At 55.9% G+C, this 15,630-nt stretch carries 13 protein-coding genes; 6 read left to right on the forward strand and 7 right to left on the reverse strand.

Features of this window, described 5'->3' with window-relative positions:
• Nucleotides 1-49 precede the first annotated feature (49 nt).
• Nucleotides 50-481: a MarR family transcriptional regulator gene (locus tag QLG08_RS20460; RefSeq protein ID WP_227008725.1), complete on the reverse strand. Its 432-nt coding sequence runs from the start codon at nucleotides 479-481 to the stop codon at nucleotides 50-52.
• Between the two features lie 108 nt (nucleotides 482-589).
• On the opposite strand from QLG08_RS20460, the gene QLG08_RS20465 reads away from it, so the two are divergent.
• Nucleotides 590-1,057 (forward strand): carboxymuconolactone decarboxylase family protein, encoded by a 468-nt coding sequence (locus QLG08_RS20465; RefSeq protein WP_041457567.1) that lies wholly within the window; start codon nucleotides 590-592, stop codon nucleotides 1,055-1,057.
• A 114-nt stretch (nucleotides 1,058-1,171) separates the two neighbouring features.
• On the opposite strand, the gene mfd is transcribed toward QLG08_RS20465, so the two are convergent.
• Together mfd and QLG08_RS20475 are read right to left on the reverse strand one after the other, a co-directional pair.
• Nucleotides 1,172-4,621, reverse strand: coding sequence for a transcription-repair coupling factor (gene mfd / locus QLG08_RS20470; RefSeq protein WP_112900057.1), 3,450 nt, complete (start codon nucleotides 4,619-4,621; stop codon nucleotides 1,172-1,174).
• Nucleotides 4,622-4,644: 23 nt separating this feature from the next.
• Nucleotides 4,645-4,812 carry a hypothetical protein gene (locus tag QLG08_RS20475; protein ID WP_162471031.1) on the reverse strand — a complete coding sequence of 56 codons (168 nt, stop codon included), beginning with the start codon at nucleotides 4,810-4,812 and terminating at the stop codon, nucleotides 4,645-4,647.
• Nucleotides 4,813-5,029: 217 nt separating this feature from the next.
• Here QLG08_RS20475 and lolC point away from each other — a divergent pair, with 217 nt between their 5' ends.
• The 5 genes from lolC to pepT all read left to right on the forward strand — a co-directional run bounded on the left by lolC (nucleotide 5,030) and on the right by pepT (nucleotide 10,746).
• Nucleotides 5,030-6,229 (forward strand): lipoprotein-releasing ABC transporter permease subunit LolC, encoded by a 1,200-nt coding sequence (gene lolC / locus QLG08_RS20480; RefSeq protein ID WP_014593442.1) that lies wholly within the window; start codon nucleotides 5,030-5,032, stop codon nucleotides 6,227-6,229.
• Nucleotides 6,222-6,926: a lipoprotein-releasing ABC transporter ATP-binding protein LolD gene (gene lolD, locus QLG08_RS20485; RefSeq protein WP_014606120.1), complete on the forward strand. Its 705-nt coding sequence runs from the start codon at nucleotides 6,222-6,224 to the stop codon at nucleotides 6,924-6,926. Before lolC ends, lolD begins: the two co-directional genes overlap by 8 nt.
• Nucleotides 6,926-8,170, forward strand: a complete 1,245-nt coding sequence (gene lolE / locus QLG08_RS20490; RefSeq protein WP_014606119.1) for a lipoprotein-releasing ABC transporter permease subunit LolE — start codon at nucleotides 6,926-6,928, stop codon at nucleotides 8,168-8,170. Before lolD ends, lolE begins: the two co-directional genes overlap by 1 nt.
• A 122-nt stretch (nucleotides 8,171-8,292) precedes the next feature.
• A complete protein-coding gene (gene cobB, locus QLG08_RS20495; RefSeq protein WP_014606118.1) occupies nucleotides 8,293-9,126 on the forward strand; it encodes a Sir2 family NAD+-dependent deacetylase in 834 nt (277 codons plus the stop codon).
• A gap of 390 nt (nucleotides 9,127-9,516) precedes the next feature.
• Nucleotides 9,517-10,746, forward strand: coding sequence for a peptidase T (gene pepT / locus QLG08_RS20500; RefSeq protein ID WP_072138680.1), 1,230 nt, complete (start codon nucleotides 9,517-9,519; stop codon nucleotides 10,744-10,746).
• 64 nt (nucleotides 10,747-10,810) lie between these two features.
• Here pepT and QLG08_RS20505 read toward each other — a convergent pair whose 3' ends face one another.
• The 4 genes from QLG08_RS20505 to purB form a co-directional block, all read right to left on the reverse strand.
• On the reverse strand, nucleotides 10,811-11,935 hold the full coding sequence (locus QLG08_RS20505; RefSeq protein WP_013025393.1) for a cupin domain-containing protein: 1,125 nt from the start codon (nucleotides 11,933-11,935) through the stop codon (nucleotides 10,811-10,813).
• A 57-nt stretch (nucleotides 11,936-11,992) separates the two neighbouring features.
• Nucleotides 11,993-13,459, reverse strand: coding sequence for a two-component system sensor histidine kinase PhoQ (gene phoQ, locus QLG08_RS20510; RefSeq protein WP_033765901.1), 1,467 nt, complete (start codon nucleotides 13,457-13,459; stop codon nucleotides 11,993-11,995).
• A 2-nt stretch (nucleotides 13,460-13,461) separates the two neighbouring features.
• Entirely contained in the window at nucleotides 13,462-14,130 is a 669-nt protein-coding gene (gene phoP / locus QLG08_RS20515; protein WP_013025395.1) for a two-component system response regulator PhoP, read from the reverse strand.
• A gap of 107 nt (nucleotides 14,131-14,237) precedes the next feature.
• The gene (purB, locus tag QLG08_RS20520) at nucleotides 14,238-15,608 is read right to left on the reverse strand and encodes an adenylosuccinate lyase (protein ID WP_024470961.1); all 1,371 of its coding nucleotides are present in this window, start codon (nucleotides 15,606-15,608) and stop codon (nucleotides 14,238-14,240) included.
• Between the last annotated feature and the right edge of the window lie 22 nt (nucleotides 15,609-15,630).

Genomic DNA, 15,630 nt, shown 5'->3' on the forward strand with positions numbered 1-15,630 from the left:
ACCTTATTCTGCTGAGCGGTAAAGCGGTGCGCGCCAGACAACATCGCCCTCAGACCGGGTCAGTCGGTAAGGTCGCCACCTTCACCAGCCATCGCCGCACAGCGCCTTCATCCTCAGAAGACAGATCGGCAAGCAGACCCGCTTCGGCCGCCTTAACGGCCGCTTTGCTCCGGGTCAGAACCTGCTGTCCTTCATCCGTCAGGCCAATAATCTGAATTCGACCATGCTCCTCGTGAGGGCGACGGTGGATCAGGCTTGCCCGCTCAAGGTTGCTGACAATCACGCTCATGGTTTGTGGCGTCAGCAAGGAGAGCCGGGCCAGTTCGGCACCCGATGCACCAGGGTAGGCTGCCAGCATCGTCAGCACGGAAAACTGGGGCAGAGTCAGGCCCGTGGCTTTCAGGGCATGTTCCATCCGCATCTTATGAACGGCATGCGCCTGACGAAGCAGATAGCCAATGTGGCCTTTTGTGCCGCGCATGCCTTCTCCAGGGCCGGGCAGCGACAGATTGTGCGATCCTGACTTGCGCATAATGTAAGAACTCTTATATTGTTGTTCGTGTTCTTATATTAACAGGCAGGATTGATTATGGCATCGTATTCTCACCACCGAAGCGACTGGTCCACATTTGAACAGGCAGCGCCCGAGGTCGTTGCAGCGCTGGGCATGCTGGGCAAGGCGGTTGACCACGCAGGCCTGGATAAAACATTGACCGAACTGATCAAACTCCGGGCATCGCAGTTGAATGGCTGTGCATTTTGCCTTCAGTTTCATCTTAATGTGGCGCGTAAAGCCGGGCTGGCTTCAGCGAAAATCGATTTAGTCGCGACCTGGCGCGACGCGGGCATTTATTCCGGGCGTGAAGCGGCCGCTCTGGCATGGACGGAGGCGCTTACGCTGATGGCACAGCAGCCGATTCCGGATGGGCTATATGATGAGGTCAGTACCCTGTTTACGTCGCAGGAGATGATTTTCCTGACCTCGGCAATTGGGGCGATCAACGCCTGGAACCGAATTGCAGGTGCGTTGCAGTTTGCTCCGCCGCTGCCCAGATAAGTACAGGGCACGCCGTTCCGGATAAGCCTGTTTGCTCACGAGGCCGTCGGAAGGCAGGCATAAAAAAAGCCGCCCTGAGCGGGGCGGCTTCGCTTGATGCTGGTGGTGAGCGGGTTAAGAGGCGACCCGGTTTTCCATGAGCTGCGCCATAAACGACTGCACCCATTCCATACGCACCTTCCTTTCCGCCAGTTCACGGGTAAAGCGCAGGCGCGTCGGGCCTTCAAGCTTCCACTGCTTCGCATCTTTTTGCAGCAGGCCGATTAGCCAGGCAGGATCCACACTGTTTTGCGGCGCGAAATCAAAATAGCCACCTTTATCGCTGGCTTCGATTTTACGCACGCCAAGTGCTCTGGCCTTCATCCTCAACAGGGCAATGTCCAGCAGGTTACGGGCCGGATCGGGTAGCAGACCGAAGCGGTCGATCATTTCCACCTTCAGCTCCTGCAACTCGTCTTCTGCTTCGGCACTGGCGATGCGTTTATACAGCGACAGGCGCGTATTCACGTCCGGAATAAACGCCTCAGGCAGCAGGGCGGGCATACGTAACTCGACTTCAGTTTGATTGCTGGTGAGATCTTCGAGGGAAGGTTCCCGACCGGCTTTCAGGGCATCGACCGCATTTTCCAGCAGTTCCATGTAGAGTGAAAAGCCCAGCGTTTCCATCTGACCACTTTGTTCTTCACCCAGCAGTTCGCCCGCGCCACGAATCTCCAGATCGTGCGTCGCCAGGGCAAAGCCTGCGCCCAGATCTTCCAGCGAGGCGATCGCTTCCAGGCGTTTTTGCGCGTCGGTCGTCATGGCTTTCGGGTGTGGCGTCAGCAGCCAGGCATAAGCCTGGTGGTGCGATCGGCCTACGCGTCCGCGCAGCTGGTGCAGCTGCGCCAGCCCGAAGTGGTCGGCGCGCTCAATAATAATGGTATTGGCCGTTGGGATATCAATGCCGGTTTCAATAATGGTGGTGCAGACCAGAACGTTGAAACGCTGATGATGGAAGTCATTCATCACCCGCTCAAGGTCGCGCTCGCGCATTTGCCCGTGGCCGATGGCGACGCGCGCCTCTGGCACCAGTTCCGTCAGGCGCTGAGCGGCTTTATCAATGTTCTCAACATCGTTGTACAGGTAATAAACCTGACCCCCACGCAGGATTTCGCGCAGAATCGCTTCGCGGATCACCAGATCGTCAAATTCCCGAACAAAGGTTTTTACCGCGAGTCGACGCGCTGGTGGCGTGGCGATGATGGAGAGATCGCGCATTCCGCTCATGGCCATATTCAGGGTGCGGGGGATCGGCGTAGCGGTCAGCGTCAGAATATCGACATCGGCACGCATCGCTTTGATGCGCTCTTTATGACGCACGCCAAACCGGTGCTCTTCATCCACAATCAGCAAGCCCAGATCGTGCCATTTGATATCGCTCATCAACAGCTTATGCGTACCAATCAGAATGTCGATTTTGCCTTCGCTGGCTTCCTGTAGTATCTGGTTTTGCTCCCTGGCGCTGCGGAAGCGGGACAGCATTTCGATGCGCACGGGCCAGTTAGCGAAACGATCGCGGAAGTTATCATAGTGCTGCTGTGCCAGCAGCGTGGTCGGCACCAGCACCGCCACCTGCTTATTGTTTTCCACCGCCAGGAAGGCGGCACGCATCGCCACTTCTGTTTTACCGAAGCCCACATCGCCACAGACCAGACGATCCATCGCCAGCGGCTGACACATATCGCTTAACACGGCATTGATAGCCTGAGCCTGATCGGGTGTGGTTTCAAACGGGAAGCTTTCGCAGAAGAGCTGATACTGCTCGCGGTCGTGTTTAAAGGCATAGCCGCTTTTTGCCGCGCGCTGCGCATAGATATCCAGCAGCTCGGCGGCGACGTCGCGCACTTTCTCGGCCGCTTTCTGACGGGCGCGTGACCAGGCATCGCTGCCCAGCTTGTGCAGCGGCGCGTTTTCATCGGCGCCACCCGCATAGCGGCTGATCAGATGAAGCGAGGAAACCGGCACGTACAGCTTGGCATCGTTGGCATAAGAGAGCATCAGATACTCGGCCTGGATGCCGCCGGCTTCAAGCGTGGTCAGGCCGATATAGCGGCCCACACCATGTTCAAGATGCACGACCGGCTGCCCCGGATGCAATTCCGCCAGGTTGCGGATAAGAATGTCCGGATTAATGGTACGGCGCGTATCCTGGCGGCGACGGCTGATGCGCTCGCCCAGCAGATCGCTTTCACAGATCAGCGCACGATGGCCTTGCGTATCCACAAAGCCACGCTCGCTGGCGCCGATCATTAGCGCATGCTCTCCGGCGCTGACTTCGCGCAGATGATGAATAGCCTTAGGGCGAATTTTAATGCGCGCCAGCAGCTCTTGCAGGCTTTCACGGCGGCCTTCGCTCTCCACGGAGAACACGACGCCGCCGCTGAACTGCTCCAGAAACTGACGCAGGTTATCCAGCGGGGCTTTCGCCTGGGCCTGAACCGATAAGTCCGGCAGAGATTCATAACCCAGGTTGGTGTTGGCCGCTTTGGCAGGCAAAACGTCATGGGACATACGGATGCGCGGCCAGGCTTTCAGCTCGCTCATCAACGCATCCGGCCTCAGCCACAGCGTGGCGGGCTCAAGCAGCGGACGCATCGGGTCAACACGGCGATTTTCGTAGCGCGCGTTGGCATCATTCCAGAATCGGTCTGCGCCGCCTTCCAGATCGCCGCAGTTAACAATCAGCGTATTATCAGGCAGATAGCTGAACAGCGAGGGTAACGGCTGTTCAAAGAACAAGGGTTGCCAGTATTCAATACCGGCGGGCAGGGTGCCTTTGCTCACCTGCTGATAAACATGCTCGGCTTCACGGCGAACATCAAAAATTTCACGCCAGCGGCTGCGGAAGAGCTCTATAGCGGCTTTATCGCTGGGAAACTCGTGGGCCGGCAGCAGATTGATGGCGGGAACGGCTTCCAGCGTGCGCTGGCTGTCGACGTCAAACAGGCGCAGGCTGTCGATCTCGTCATCAAAAAAATCAATACGGTAAGGTTGCTCGCTGCCCATCGGGAACAGGTCGAGCAGAGCGCCGCGGGTCGCGTATTCCCCGTGCTCCATCACCTGGTCCACATGGCGGTAGCCCGCCTGTTCAAGCTGATCGCGCAGGCGATCGCGTGACAGTTTCTGACCCTGCTGCATCACCAGCGCATGGCCGTGCAGGAAGCTGTGCGGGCAAACGCGCTGCATCAGCGTGTTGACCGGCATAATCAGCATGCCGCGCTGCAAGGTAGGCAGTTGATACAGGGTGGAAAGACGGGCCGAAATAATGTCCTGATGCGGTGAGAAACTGTCATAAGGCAGCGTCTCCCAGTCTGCGAGATGCGTGACAGGCAAATCGGTAAACTGACGAATCTCGTCCAGCAGCCGCAGGGCGGTTTGCGTATCGGGTGTAATCATTAACACCGGACCAGCATGACGCTCGGTAATGCTGGCACACTCAACCGCGTGCGCAGCGCCAGTCAGCTGGCCGAGCTGGCGTTGATCGCCAGATTTCACGGGCAGGGTATAGCGAGTCGGTTCGGACATGTGATCTCGAGGTTGCTCCATTTTTACCAGGGCGTAATCATTCCATAATACGCCATGGGGATCACCTCTGCGGTAAATTTTTCTACCGCTTCGCCTTTGGGCAGGCGTGACTGAAGGGTTGCTGTGTGTAAATCTTTTTTGCGAACAAGGTCCGCAGGAAAGTCAAACGGGTACATCAGCGCGACGTTCATTGCCGTCATCACTTTAGGATACGGAGTATATCGGCTTCCGCGCTGAATAATCGTACGATTAACCCCCTCTTTGTAGCCTAATCCTGTGCATCGAACACTTTCCTAACCTATTCTGATACAACTTTGCAGCAGACTCAGAGGGTTAGTGGTTTCATAAAGTGGGCCGCTCCTTTATCATCCTCTCTACTTATTTTCCAGCAACTGCACATTGGATTCCATGTATCAACCTGTCGCGCTATTTATCGGTCTGCGCTACATGCGCGGAAGAGCCGCAGACCGTTTCGGTCGCTTTGTCTCCTGGCTCTCCACCATTGGTATCACGCTTGGCGTGCTGGCAATGATTACTGTGCTGTCTGTGATGAATGGTTTCGAGCGAGAGCTTGAGGGCAACATCCTGGGCCTGATGCCGCAGGCGCTGGTCACCAGCGACAAAGGCAGCATCAATCCTCAACAATTCCCGGCATCCGCTCTTAAGCTGAACGGCGTTAACCGCATTGCGCCGTTAACCACCGCGAACGTCGTGCTGCAAAGCCCACACAGCGTTTCGGTTGGGGTGATGTTAGGCATTCAGCCGGATGAAAAAGACCCGCTTACGCCCTACCTCGTTAACACCCAGCAGACTGTGCTGCAGCCGGGACAGTACAACGTTATCCTGGGTGAACAACTGGCCTCGCAACTCGGCGTCAAACGCGGAGATACGCTGCGATTAATGGTGCCGTCGGTGAGCCAGTTCACCCCGATGGGCCGCGTACCGAGTCAGCGCCTGTTTACCGTCGCCGGAACCTATGCGGCTAACAGCGAGGTGGACGGCTACCAGATCCTGGTCAATCAACAGGATGCCTCACGGATAATGCGCTATCCGGCAGGGAATATCACCGGCTGGCGTCTGTGGCTGGATAAACCGCTGCAGGTAGATACCGTCACTCAGCAACGCTTACCGGCGGGGATGGTATGGAAGGACTGGCGCGAGCGTAAAGGGGACCTGTTCCAGGCCGTGCGCATGGAGAAGAACATGATGGGGCTGCTGCTGAGCCTGATTATTGCCGTCGCTGCCTTTAATATCATCACCTCGCTGGGCCTGTTGATCATGGAGAAGCAGGGCGAAGTGGCTATTCTGCAAACCCAGGGATTAACCCGCCGTCAGATTGTCGCCGTCTTTATGGTACAGGGCGCCAGTGCCGGCATCATCGGCACGCTGCTCGGTGCACTGCTGGGCGTGCTGTTAGCCAGCCAGCTTAACAACCTGATGCCGGTTATCGGCCTGTTCCTGGATGGCGCGGCGCTGCCCGTCGATATTAATATGTGGCAGGTGGTGACTATCGCCTTCAGCGCAATGATTATTGCGCTGCTTTCCACGCTTTACCCTTCATGGCGCGCTGCCGCCGTACAACCCGCTGAGGCTTTACGCTATGAGTAACTCTCCTTTGTTGCAGTGCCGTGACCTGTGCAAACGCTATCAGGAAGGCAGCGTCCAGACCGACGTACTGCGCAATGTGACCTTTGATGTGCAACCTGGTGAACTGATGGCGATTGTTGGCAGTTCGGGTTCAGGTAAAAGTACCCTGTTGCACCTGCTGGGCGGGCTGGATGCGCCCACCTCGGGAGAAGTGGTGTTTGACGGCCGTTCGCTAAACGGGATGTCATCCTCTGCTAAAGCGGAGTTACGTAATCGTGAGCTCGGCTTTATCTATCAGTTTCACCATCTGCTGCCTGATTTCACCGCGCTGGAAAATGTCGCCATGCCGTTACTGATCGGCAAAGTGGCTAAAGGCGAAGCGCAGACCCGCGCGCGCGAAATGCTGGCGGCGGTCGGGCTGGAACACCGTGCGGCGCATCGTCCCTCGGAACTCTCTGGCGGTGAACGTCAACGTGTGGCTATCGCCCGTGCGCTGGTTAACCGCCCGCGCCTGGTCATGGCCGATGAGCCAACGGGTAACCTGGATGCGCGCAACGCCGACGCGATTTTCGAACTGTTGGGTGAACTGAATGTGCGTCAGGGCACCGCGTTTCTGGTGGTGACACACGACCTGCATCTGGCGAAGCGCATGTCGCGGCAGATGGAAATGCGTGACGGCCAGTTAAGCGATCGCATCGTTCTTGCGGGAGCGGTCTGATGGGATCGTCGTTATCGCTGCTGTTGGGGCTGCGTTTTAGCCGCGGTCGCCGTCGGGGGGGAATGGTTTCGCTGATCTCCGTTATTTCCACGATCGGTATCGCCCTGGGCGTGGCGGTATTAATCATTGGCCTCAGCGCAATGAACGGATTTGAACGTGAGCTGAACAAGCGCATCCTGGCCGTGGTGCCGCACGGGGAGATTGAAGCGGTTAATCCGCCGTTTCAGCACTGGCAGTCCATGATCGCGCCGATTGAGCAGGTACCGGGTATCGCCGCTGCGGCTCCCTATATCAATTTTACCGGACTGATTGAAAGCGGCACAAAGATGGAAGCGCTGCAGGTTAAAGGCGTGGATCCGGCGCAGGAACCGCGTTTAAGCGCGCTGCCGCAGTTTGTCACAGACAACGCCTGGGCAAGCTTTGCGCCGGGTAAAAGTCAGATCATCCTCGGCGGCGGCATTGCTCAGGCGCTGAACGTGAAGCAGGGCGACTGGATCACCATCATGATCCCTAACAATGATGGCGAAAATAAGCTACTGCAACCTAAACGCATTCGTTTGCAGGTGAGCGGCATTCTTCAGTTGAGCGGCATGCTGGATCACAGCCTGGCGCTGGTGCCGCTTGCGGATGCGCAGCAATATCTGGATATGGGCGACAACGTCACCGGTATCGCGCTGAAAATGAACGATCCGTTCCAGGCAGCTAAACTGGTGCGGGCGGCCGGAGAAGTCACGCACGCTTACGTCTATATCAAAAGCTGGATCGGCACCTACGGCTATATGTACCGCGATATTCAAATGATCCGCGCCATCATGTATCTGGCGATGGTGCTGGTTATTGGCGTGGCCTGTTTCAACATCGTTTCCACGCTGGTGATGGCCGTGAAAGACAAGAGCAGTGATATTGCGGTACTGCGCACGCTGGGGGCGAAAGACGGGCTGATCCGCGCCATCTTTATCTGGTATGGCCTGCTGGCGGGCTTACTGGGCAGCGTCAGCGGCGTAGTGGTTGGGGTGCTGGTGGCGCTCAACCTCACTTCGCTGATGAAAGGGCTGGAATCCCTGACCGGTCACCATTTATTAGCGGGCGATATCTATTTCATTGACTTCCTGCCGTCTGAATTACACTGGCTGGACGTGTTTTCGGTATTGATTACCGCTATTGTGCTAAGCCTGCTGGCAAGTTGGTATCCGGCGCGGCGCGCCAGTCGTATCGATCCGGCTCGCGTGCTGAGCGGCCAGTAATCAGCTCAGGCGCCCGCGCCTGACAGCAGGATGATGTAAACCTTAAACCGACCACCGGGCCTCATCGCCCGCTTTATATTGAACCGCGGTAGCTGCCTTTCGCTACCGCACCAGGAGACTTTATGCGTACACCTCGTCGCCGTTTACGACTTGCCCGCCTGAAGAAAACGCGCAGAAAAGTGCATCAGCGCTTTCGCCAGCGTATTTTCGAACGCGATCGTCAGGCCGAACTGGCGGCGCACCCGTTGCCGAGAATCGTTGTCTTAACGGGTGCGGGGATATCCGCAGAATCGGGAATTAACACCTTTCGTGCCGCTGACGGATTATGGGAAGAGCACCGGGTAGAAGATGTCGCGACGCCAGAAGGTTTCAGACGTGACCCGGCGCTGGTTCAGCGTTTTTATAACGCCCGTCGCCAGCAGCTACAGCAGCCGGAGATCCAGCCCAACGCGGCACATCTTGCCCTGGCGGAGCTGGAACAGGTATTGGGCGATAACTTTCTGTTGGTCACGCAGAATATCGATAATTTGCATGAACGCGCGGGCAACAGCCGCGTGCTGCACATGCACGGCGAGCTGTTAAAAGTGCGCTGCGCCAACAGCGGCCAGGTTATCGACTGGCATGAAGATGTCACGCCAGAAGATCGCTGTACCTGCTGTCAGTTCCCCTCGGTGCTGCGTCCGCACGTCGTCTGGTTCGGCGAAATGCCGCTCGGCATGGAAGAGATCTACCAGGCGCTGGAGCAGGCGAATCTGTTTATCGCCATTGGCACCTCGGGCCATGTTTATCCGGCCGCCGGATTCGTCCATGAGGCAAAACTGCAGGGGGCGCATACGGTAGAGCTGAACCTTGAACCGAGCCAGGTCGGTAACGAGTTTGCCGAAAGCCACTATGGACTGGCCAGCGAGGTGGTGCCTGCTTTTGTGCATAAGCTGCTGCACGCGCTACACAAATAACGCCTTGTGCCACCGGATGAATCGCGGGCTACTCGCCCGCTGTTCATCCAGACACGTTTCCAGCGTCCTTCTGTCCTCCTTCGTTTCAGCAAGATCGCCGCACCATTTTTTCCGCCCAATAACCATTATGTGTCGCCTGTCCGCAGGCTGCCAGCTGCCCCACGCAGACCCGCACAGCGGTCAAAAACAGGCCCAGCTTTAACGCTGCGGGCGACGGCCGTGAAAAGCGTGCGAAAATCGCCGCAAAAAACAGCAGTTGCATGCTTTTTAATGCAATCCGCCATTCTTAATTTGCCGCACAGGGACTAACCTGAAGGATAATGATTTGACGCAACGCGACCGCTTGCTCGTCTGTTAATAATAACGGGCGGCAAATTTTAAGGATGGCATATGAAGCAATTACTCGAACGCTTTTTGCGTTATGTGGCAGTGGAAACTCAGGCAAAACCTCAGGCACGTCAGGTGCCAAGCAGTGAAGGGCAGTGGATTCTGGCCCGCCAGCTGCAGGAAGAGCTACTGGCGTTGGGCTTTGTTGATGTCAGCCTCAGCGATCACTGCTGTGTGATGGGCACGTTACCGGCAAATGTTGACTGGCCAACGCCGGTTATTGGCTTTATTTCTCATATGGATACCTCGCCGGATTTTACTGCGAAAAATGTCAATCCGCAGATCATCGAAAACTACCGGGGCGGAGATATTGCGCTGGGAAATGGGGATGAAGTGCTGTCACCGGTGATGTTTCCAGTGCTCCATAAGCTGACGGGGCACACGCTGATTACCACCGACGGAAAAACCCTGCTGGGTGCTGATGACAAAGCCGGTATAGCAGAAATCATGACGGCGATGGCGCGGCTGGCAGAGGGCGATATTCCGCACGGCGCGATTCGCGTTGCCTTCACCCCGGATGAAGAGATTGGCCGCGGCACATCGCATTTCGATGTTGAAGGTTTTGCGGCCGACTGGGCTTATACCGTTGACGGTAGCGATGTGGGCGAATTCGAATACGAAAACTTCAATGCGGCTTCGGCGCTGGTGAAGGTGGTGGGTAACAACGTTCACCCTGGCTCCGCGAAAAACGTGATGGTGAATGCGCTGGAACTGGCCACCCGCTTTAACGCCGCGCTGCCTGCCGGAGAGAAACCAGAGTGCACTGACGGCTATGAAGGCTTCTTCCATCTTCACCAGATGAAGGGCACGGTTGAAAATGCGGAGATGCACTACATCATCCGTGATTTCGATACGGCAGCCTTTGAACAGCGGAAAAATACGCTGCTGCAGGTGGCGGAGGAGATCAACAAGGGATTGCATCCGGACTGCTCTGTTACCGTGGAGATCAGCAACAGCTATCGCAACATGCGTGAGAAAGTCGAACCTTTCCCGCACATTATCGACCTGGCGCTGCAGGCGATGCGCGACTGCGGCATCGAGCCGGTGGTGAAACCAATTCGTGGCGGCACGGACGGTTCGTCGCTGTCATGGAAAGGGCTACCTTGTCCTAACCTGTTTACCGGTGGCTATAACTATCACGGCAAACATGAATTTGCGTCGCTGAATATTATGGCGCAATCGGTTGAGGTTATCATCCGTCTGGCGGCGCTGGCGGGGCAGAGAAAAGCCTGAATATAAAAGGCCGCGTTGCCCGACAGGGCAACGCGGCCGTTAAAACCGTGGCAACGGCAAGGCGTTATTCCGCGCTAAAGTACCAGTAACCGGCGTTGACCAGCCCGGCAATCTGCGCCAGTACCGCGGGATCGTCCAGCGCATCACCCAAATCCTCAAGCGCGATTTCGTGATTGTGCGCCAGCACAGCCATGACCGCCGGGTGCGCGCATTCAACGCGTTCGCCGTTGATATAGACGGCATTGCCCAGCGTCAGGACGCGTAAGCCGCCAAGGCGCGACAGCACATCGCCCTGCTGCAGCGCATCGTAGATTTCATCGGGCTGATAAGGCGGCTCCGGCGGCGCGACGTCGAGTTCATGTCGGGACTGCGAGATAAACTCACCCAGCCACTGTTCAAAATGCGCTGGCTGATTCACCACATCCAGCATCACCTTGCGCAAGCCTTCGACCTCCTGCGGCAGGATCAGCGACGGGCAGTCACGCGCGGGCACGTCCGGATCGCTGTAACGCAGGCTACCCAGCTCATTCGCCAGCGCGTAATCGGCAAAGCCGCTAATCAGCTCACGCCCGCTGGGCGCGCGGAAGCCCACAGAATAGTTCAGAGCATTTTCCAGCGAGTATCCTTCGTGCGGAAATCCGGGTGGAATATACAGAATATCGCCCGGCTCCATCTCTTCATCAATGATGGCATCGAAAGGTTCGACCTGAAGCAGGTCAGGATGAGGACAATGCTGTTTCAGCGGTACTTTTTCTCCGACGCGCCAGCGACGACGGCCGGTGCCCTGAATGATAAACACATCATACTGGTCAAAGTGCGGGCCAACGCCTCCGCCGGGTACGGAAAAGGAGATCATCAGGTCATCTAAGCGCCAGTCCGGCAGAAAGCGGAAAGGGCGCATCAGCGCGGCGGAAGGCTCATGCCAGTGGTTCACCGCCTGCACCAGCAGTGACCAGTTGTTCTCACCCAGGTGGTCATAACTTTCAAACGGACCGTGGCTGACCTGCCACTTTTCGTTTTGCTGGCTGACCAGACGGCTGTCGACCTCATTTTCCATAGCTAATCCCGCCAGTTCATCAGGCGAGATGGGATCGATAAAGTTCTTGAAGCCACGCTTCAGCACCACCGGGCGCTTTTGCCAGTAACGCTGAATAAAATCGGGCCAGTTGAGATCGAGCTGATAATCCATAGAGAGATTCCGCTAAGGGCTGTAAATACCCGCAAGTATAACAGCCCGCGGCGTGAACTACTCGCGGCGATGTTCCATTTCCTGCCGCTCAAACACCACTTCCATGCGCGCACCGCCTAACGGGCTACTGGAGGCAATCACCTTACCGGCATATTGTTCGAGAATATCGCGAACTACCGCCAGCCCCAGCCCCTGACCGGGACGTAAGGTATCGGCGCGCTGCCCACGCACAAATATCATATCGCGTTTGCTTTCAGGAATGCCCGGACCGTCATCATCAATATAAAGATGCAAGGCATGGTCGGTCTGATGGGCGCTGACTTCAATAAATTCCAGACAGTACTTGCAGGCGTTATCCAGGACGTTACCCAGCACTTCCATAAAGTCATTCTGATCGCCGAAGAAGGTGGTTTCCGGTGAGATATCCAGCGTGATTTCGACGCCTTTGCGCTGATAAACCTTATTCAGCGCTGAACACAAGCTGTCCAGCAAACCGGACACTGAATGCAGATCGCGCTGCAGCGGATTGTGATCGGCCTGCATGCTGGCGCGGTGCAGGTAATATCCCACCTGCTGCGAAATGCGGCTGATCTGCTCCAGCATAATCGGTTCGGCCTGTTCCACCGTCAGCTCTTTACCGCCGCGCAGAGAGCGCAGGGTAGTTTGCAGCACCGCCAGCGGCGTTTTCAGGCTATGGGTCAGGTCAGCAAGCGTGGTGCGGTAGCGGGTATACCGCTGACGTTCGTTGGTCAGCAGCAGATTAAGGTTACGCACCAGCGAGCGTAACTCCTGCGGCGGATTGTCATCCAGGTTTTCACGCTGTCCGGTTTCCAGCTCGCGCACCTGAAGCGTTAAATGCCCGATTGGACGCAGGCTCCAGTGGGCCGCCAGCCAGAGCAAGGGAACGATTAAAATCAGGTTGGCCGCCAGCACATAGCTGAACCATGACCAGACCACATCGGAATGCTGAAGCTCCTGCGGAATCGTGTCGACCACGACAATGGTCAGTGCGGGCAGATTGGTTGTGGCGTCATAGCGGTTTACCGCTACCGAGTGGGTAAAGGTATCCTGATCGTCATCGTCATTATCCCAGGCGTGGAGCTGCTGCTGAGCGGTAAGGTTATCGCCCATCGCAGCCCGGCTGGTGCTGTTGTTGGTATCTATCTCATAGAAGTCCGGCTTCAACAGCCATTCAGGTTGGATCTTTTCACGAATTTCCGGCACGTCGCGCTGCTGCCAGAGCAGTTTGCCGTGTTCATCATAAATAAATACCAGCGTTGGGAAATTGAGCATCGTGCGCTCAGGCTGGGCGATGGTGAGCTTATTATCTTTCCACTGTGCCAGGGTGAAAAATAAATTACTTTCTCCCCGCATCACGCGATAGGTATTTTTATCAAAACTTACCACATAGCCAATGACCGCAACCATGCCATAAGAAAGGGAAAGAATTAATACAATGGCGGCGGAAGCCAGTAAGAAGCGCGTCCGCAGCGAAATAGGGCGATAGCGTTTAAACCAGGACATCATCAGAGATCAAAGCGGTAGCCCTGGCCGCGAACGGTAGCGATGACTTCGTCAGAATGCAGCGCAAGAATCTTTTTACGCAGACGTCCCATTAAAACATCGATCGTGTGACTTTCACGTAACTCTGCATCGGGATAAAGCTGCAGCATTAAGGAGTCTTTACTCACCACTTTGCCAGCGTTGCGAATAAGGGTTTCCACAATCGTGTATTCAAATGCGGTCAGCTTAACGGGCTGGTCGTGAATCGTGAGTTCGCGACGGGATAAATCCACCTGAAAGGGGGCCATGGCAATAATCTGCGACGCATGACCGCTGTTACGGCGCATTAATGCCTGCAGGCGTGCGGCGACTTCCTCAATATGAAAAGGCTTCGTCACATAATCATCCGCACCGGCTTCCAGAGCTTCGACTTTCGCCTGCCAGCCTTCGCGTGCGGTCAGGACCAAAATAGGCTGACGCACGGCGTCATTACGCCAGCGACGAATTAACGACATGCCATCTTCGTCCGGTAATCCCAGATCGACCAACGCAATGTCGGGCAGATGTTCCTGGAGAAAATAATCGGCTTCTTTGGCATCTTCGGCAGCATCAACCTGATGACCCATTTCTCGCAGTTGTACTGAAAGATGGTGGCGCAGCAGGGCATTATCTTCCACAACCAGAACACGCATAGGATTTCCTTTAGCATCAGATCGAAACGAATTTAAACAAGTATAAGCGAAATGAACTAAACAGCAGGTTAACGCAGACCGGCGGCAACCGGTCTGCGGGCAGGATTTTATTTCAGGTCATCAACCATCTGAACCGCGCGACCAATATAATTTGCCGGGGTCATCTGTTTTAAGCGAACTTTTTCGTCTTCCGGCAGCGCCAGGCTGTCGATAAAGGCCTGCATACCGGCCGCATCAACGCGCTTGCCACGGGTCAGTTCTTTCAACTTCTCATAAGGTTTTTCAATACCGTAGCGACGCATAACGGTCTGGATCGGCTCTGCCAGCACTTCCCAGTTATGATCCAGTTCGTCAAGCAGACGATCCCGGTTCACTTCCAGCTTGGAAATGCCTTTCAGTGTAGCCTGATAAGCGATCAGCGCATAACCCACGCCCACGCCAAGGTTACGCAGCACGGTAGAGTCGGTCAGATCGCGCTGCCAGCGGGAAACCGGCAGTTTGCTGGCCAGGTGCTGCATCACCGCGTTTGCCAAGCCCAGATTGCCTTCTGAGTTTTCGAAGTCAATCGGGTTTACTTTATGCGGCATGGTGGAAGAGCCGATTTCGCCCGCGATGGTTTTTTGTTTGAAGTGGTTGAGCGCCACATAGCCCCAGATATCGCGATCGAAATCGATCAGGATGGTATTAAAGCGGGCGATGCAGTCGAACAGCTCAGCAATATAGTCGTGTGGCTCGATCTGGGTGGTGTAGGGATTCCAGGTAATGCCCAGAGAGGTCACAAATTCTTCGCTTAACTGGTGCCAGTCGGCTTCCGGGTAAGCGGCAATGTGCGCGTTATAGTTGCCCACGGCACCGTTGATTTTGCCCAGCACTTCAATCTGCGACAGCTGGCGTAGCTGACGTTCCATGCGGTAGGCCACGTTGGCCATCTCTTTACCCATGGTGGACGGCGTTGCGGGCTGACCGTGAGTACGTGACAGCAGAGGAATGTCACGGTATTCCTGCGCCAGTCCTTTTACCGCGGCAATCAGCTGCTGCCAGTAAGGCAGAATGACATCGCGACGCGCCGTTTCCAGCATTAACGCGTGAGACAGGTTATTGATGTCTTCAGAGGTACAGGCGAAGTGAATAAACTCAGACACCGCGTGCAGCGAAGGCACGTCAGCCACTTTTTCTTTCAGGAAATACTCAACCGCTTTCACGTCATGGTTAGTGGTGCGCTCAATCGTTTTGATGCGCGCGGCGTCCGTTTCATTGAAACTGGTGACAATCCTATCAAGGAAAGCGTTTGCGTCAGCATCAAATGCAGGAACTTCCTTGATCTCTGCGGTCGCAGCCAGTTTTTGTAACCAGCGAACTTCAACCTCAACGCGGAACTTCAGCAAACCAAATTCGCTGAAGATTGCGCGCAGTGGGCTGACTTTATCGCCGTAACGACCATCGACAGGTGAGACGGCGGTCAGAGAGGATAATTCCATCAGTGCAACTCCTGATTCATTT

Source organism: Pantoea sp. V106_11, assembly GCF_029967885.1.
Lineage (GTDB): Bacteria > Pseudomonadota > Gammaproteobacteria > Enterobacterales > Enterobacteriaceae > Pantoea > Pantoea ananatis.

Bases quoted from the DNA above. Each gene is read 5' to 3' on its own strand.
- QLG08_RS20460 (WP_227008725.1), bottom strand. From the start codon at position 481: ATGCGCGGCACAAAAGGCCACATTGGCTATCTGCTTCGTCAGGCGCAT.
- QLG08_RS20465 (WP_041457567.1), top strand. From the start codon at position 590: ATGGCATCGTATTCTCACCACCGAAGCGACTGGTCCACATTTGAACAG.
- mfd (WP_112900057.1), bottom strand. From the start codon at position 4,621: ATGTCCGAACCGACTCGCTATACCCTGCCCGTGAAATCTGGCGATCAA.
- QLG08_RS20475 (WP_162471031.1), bottom strand. From the start codon at position 4,812: ATGAACGTCGCGCTGATGTACCCGTTTGACTTTCCTGCGGACCTTGTT.
- lolC (WP_014593442.1), top strand. From the start codon at position 5,030: ATGTATCAACCTGTCGCGCTATTTATCGGTCTGCGCTACATGCGCGGA.
- lolD (WP_014606120.1), top strand. From the start codon at position 6,222: ATGAGTAACTCTCCTTTGTTGCAGTGCCGTGACCTGTGCAAACGCTAT.
- lolE (WP_014606119.1), top strand. From the start codon at position 6,926: ATGGGATCGTCGTTATCGCTGCTGTTGGGGCTGCGTTTTAGCCGCGGT.
- cobB (WP_014606118.1), top strand. From the start codon at position 8,293: ATGCGTACACCTCGTCGCCGTTTACGACTTGCCCGCCTGAAGAAAACG.
- pepT (WP_072138680.1), top strand. From the start codon at position 9,517: ATGAAGCAATTACTCGAACGCTTTTTGCGTTATGTGGCAGTGGAAACT.
- QLG08_RS20505 (WP_013025393.1), bottom strand. From the start codon at position 11,935: ATGGATTATCAGCTCGATCTCAACTGGCCCGATTTTATTCAGCGTTAC.
- phoQ (WP_033765901.1), bottom strand. From the start codon at position 13,459: ATGTCCTGGTTTAAACGCTATCGCCCTATTTCGCTGCGGACGCGCTTC.
- phoP (WP_013025395.1), bottom strand. From the start codon at position 14,130: ATGCGTGTTCTGGTTGTGGAAGATAATGCCCTGCTGCGCCACCATCTT.
- purB (WP_024470961.1), bottom strand. From the start codon at position 15,608: ATGGAATTATCCTCTCTGACCGCCGTCTCACCTGTCGATGGTCGTTAC.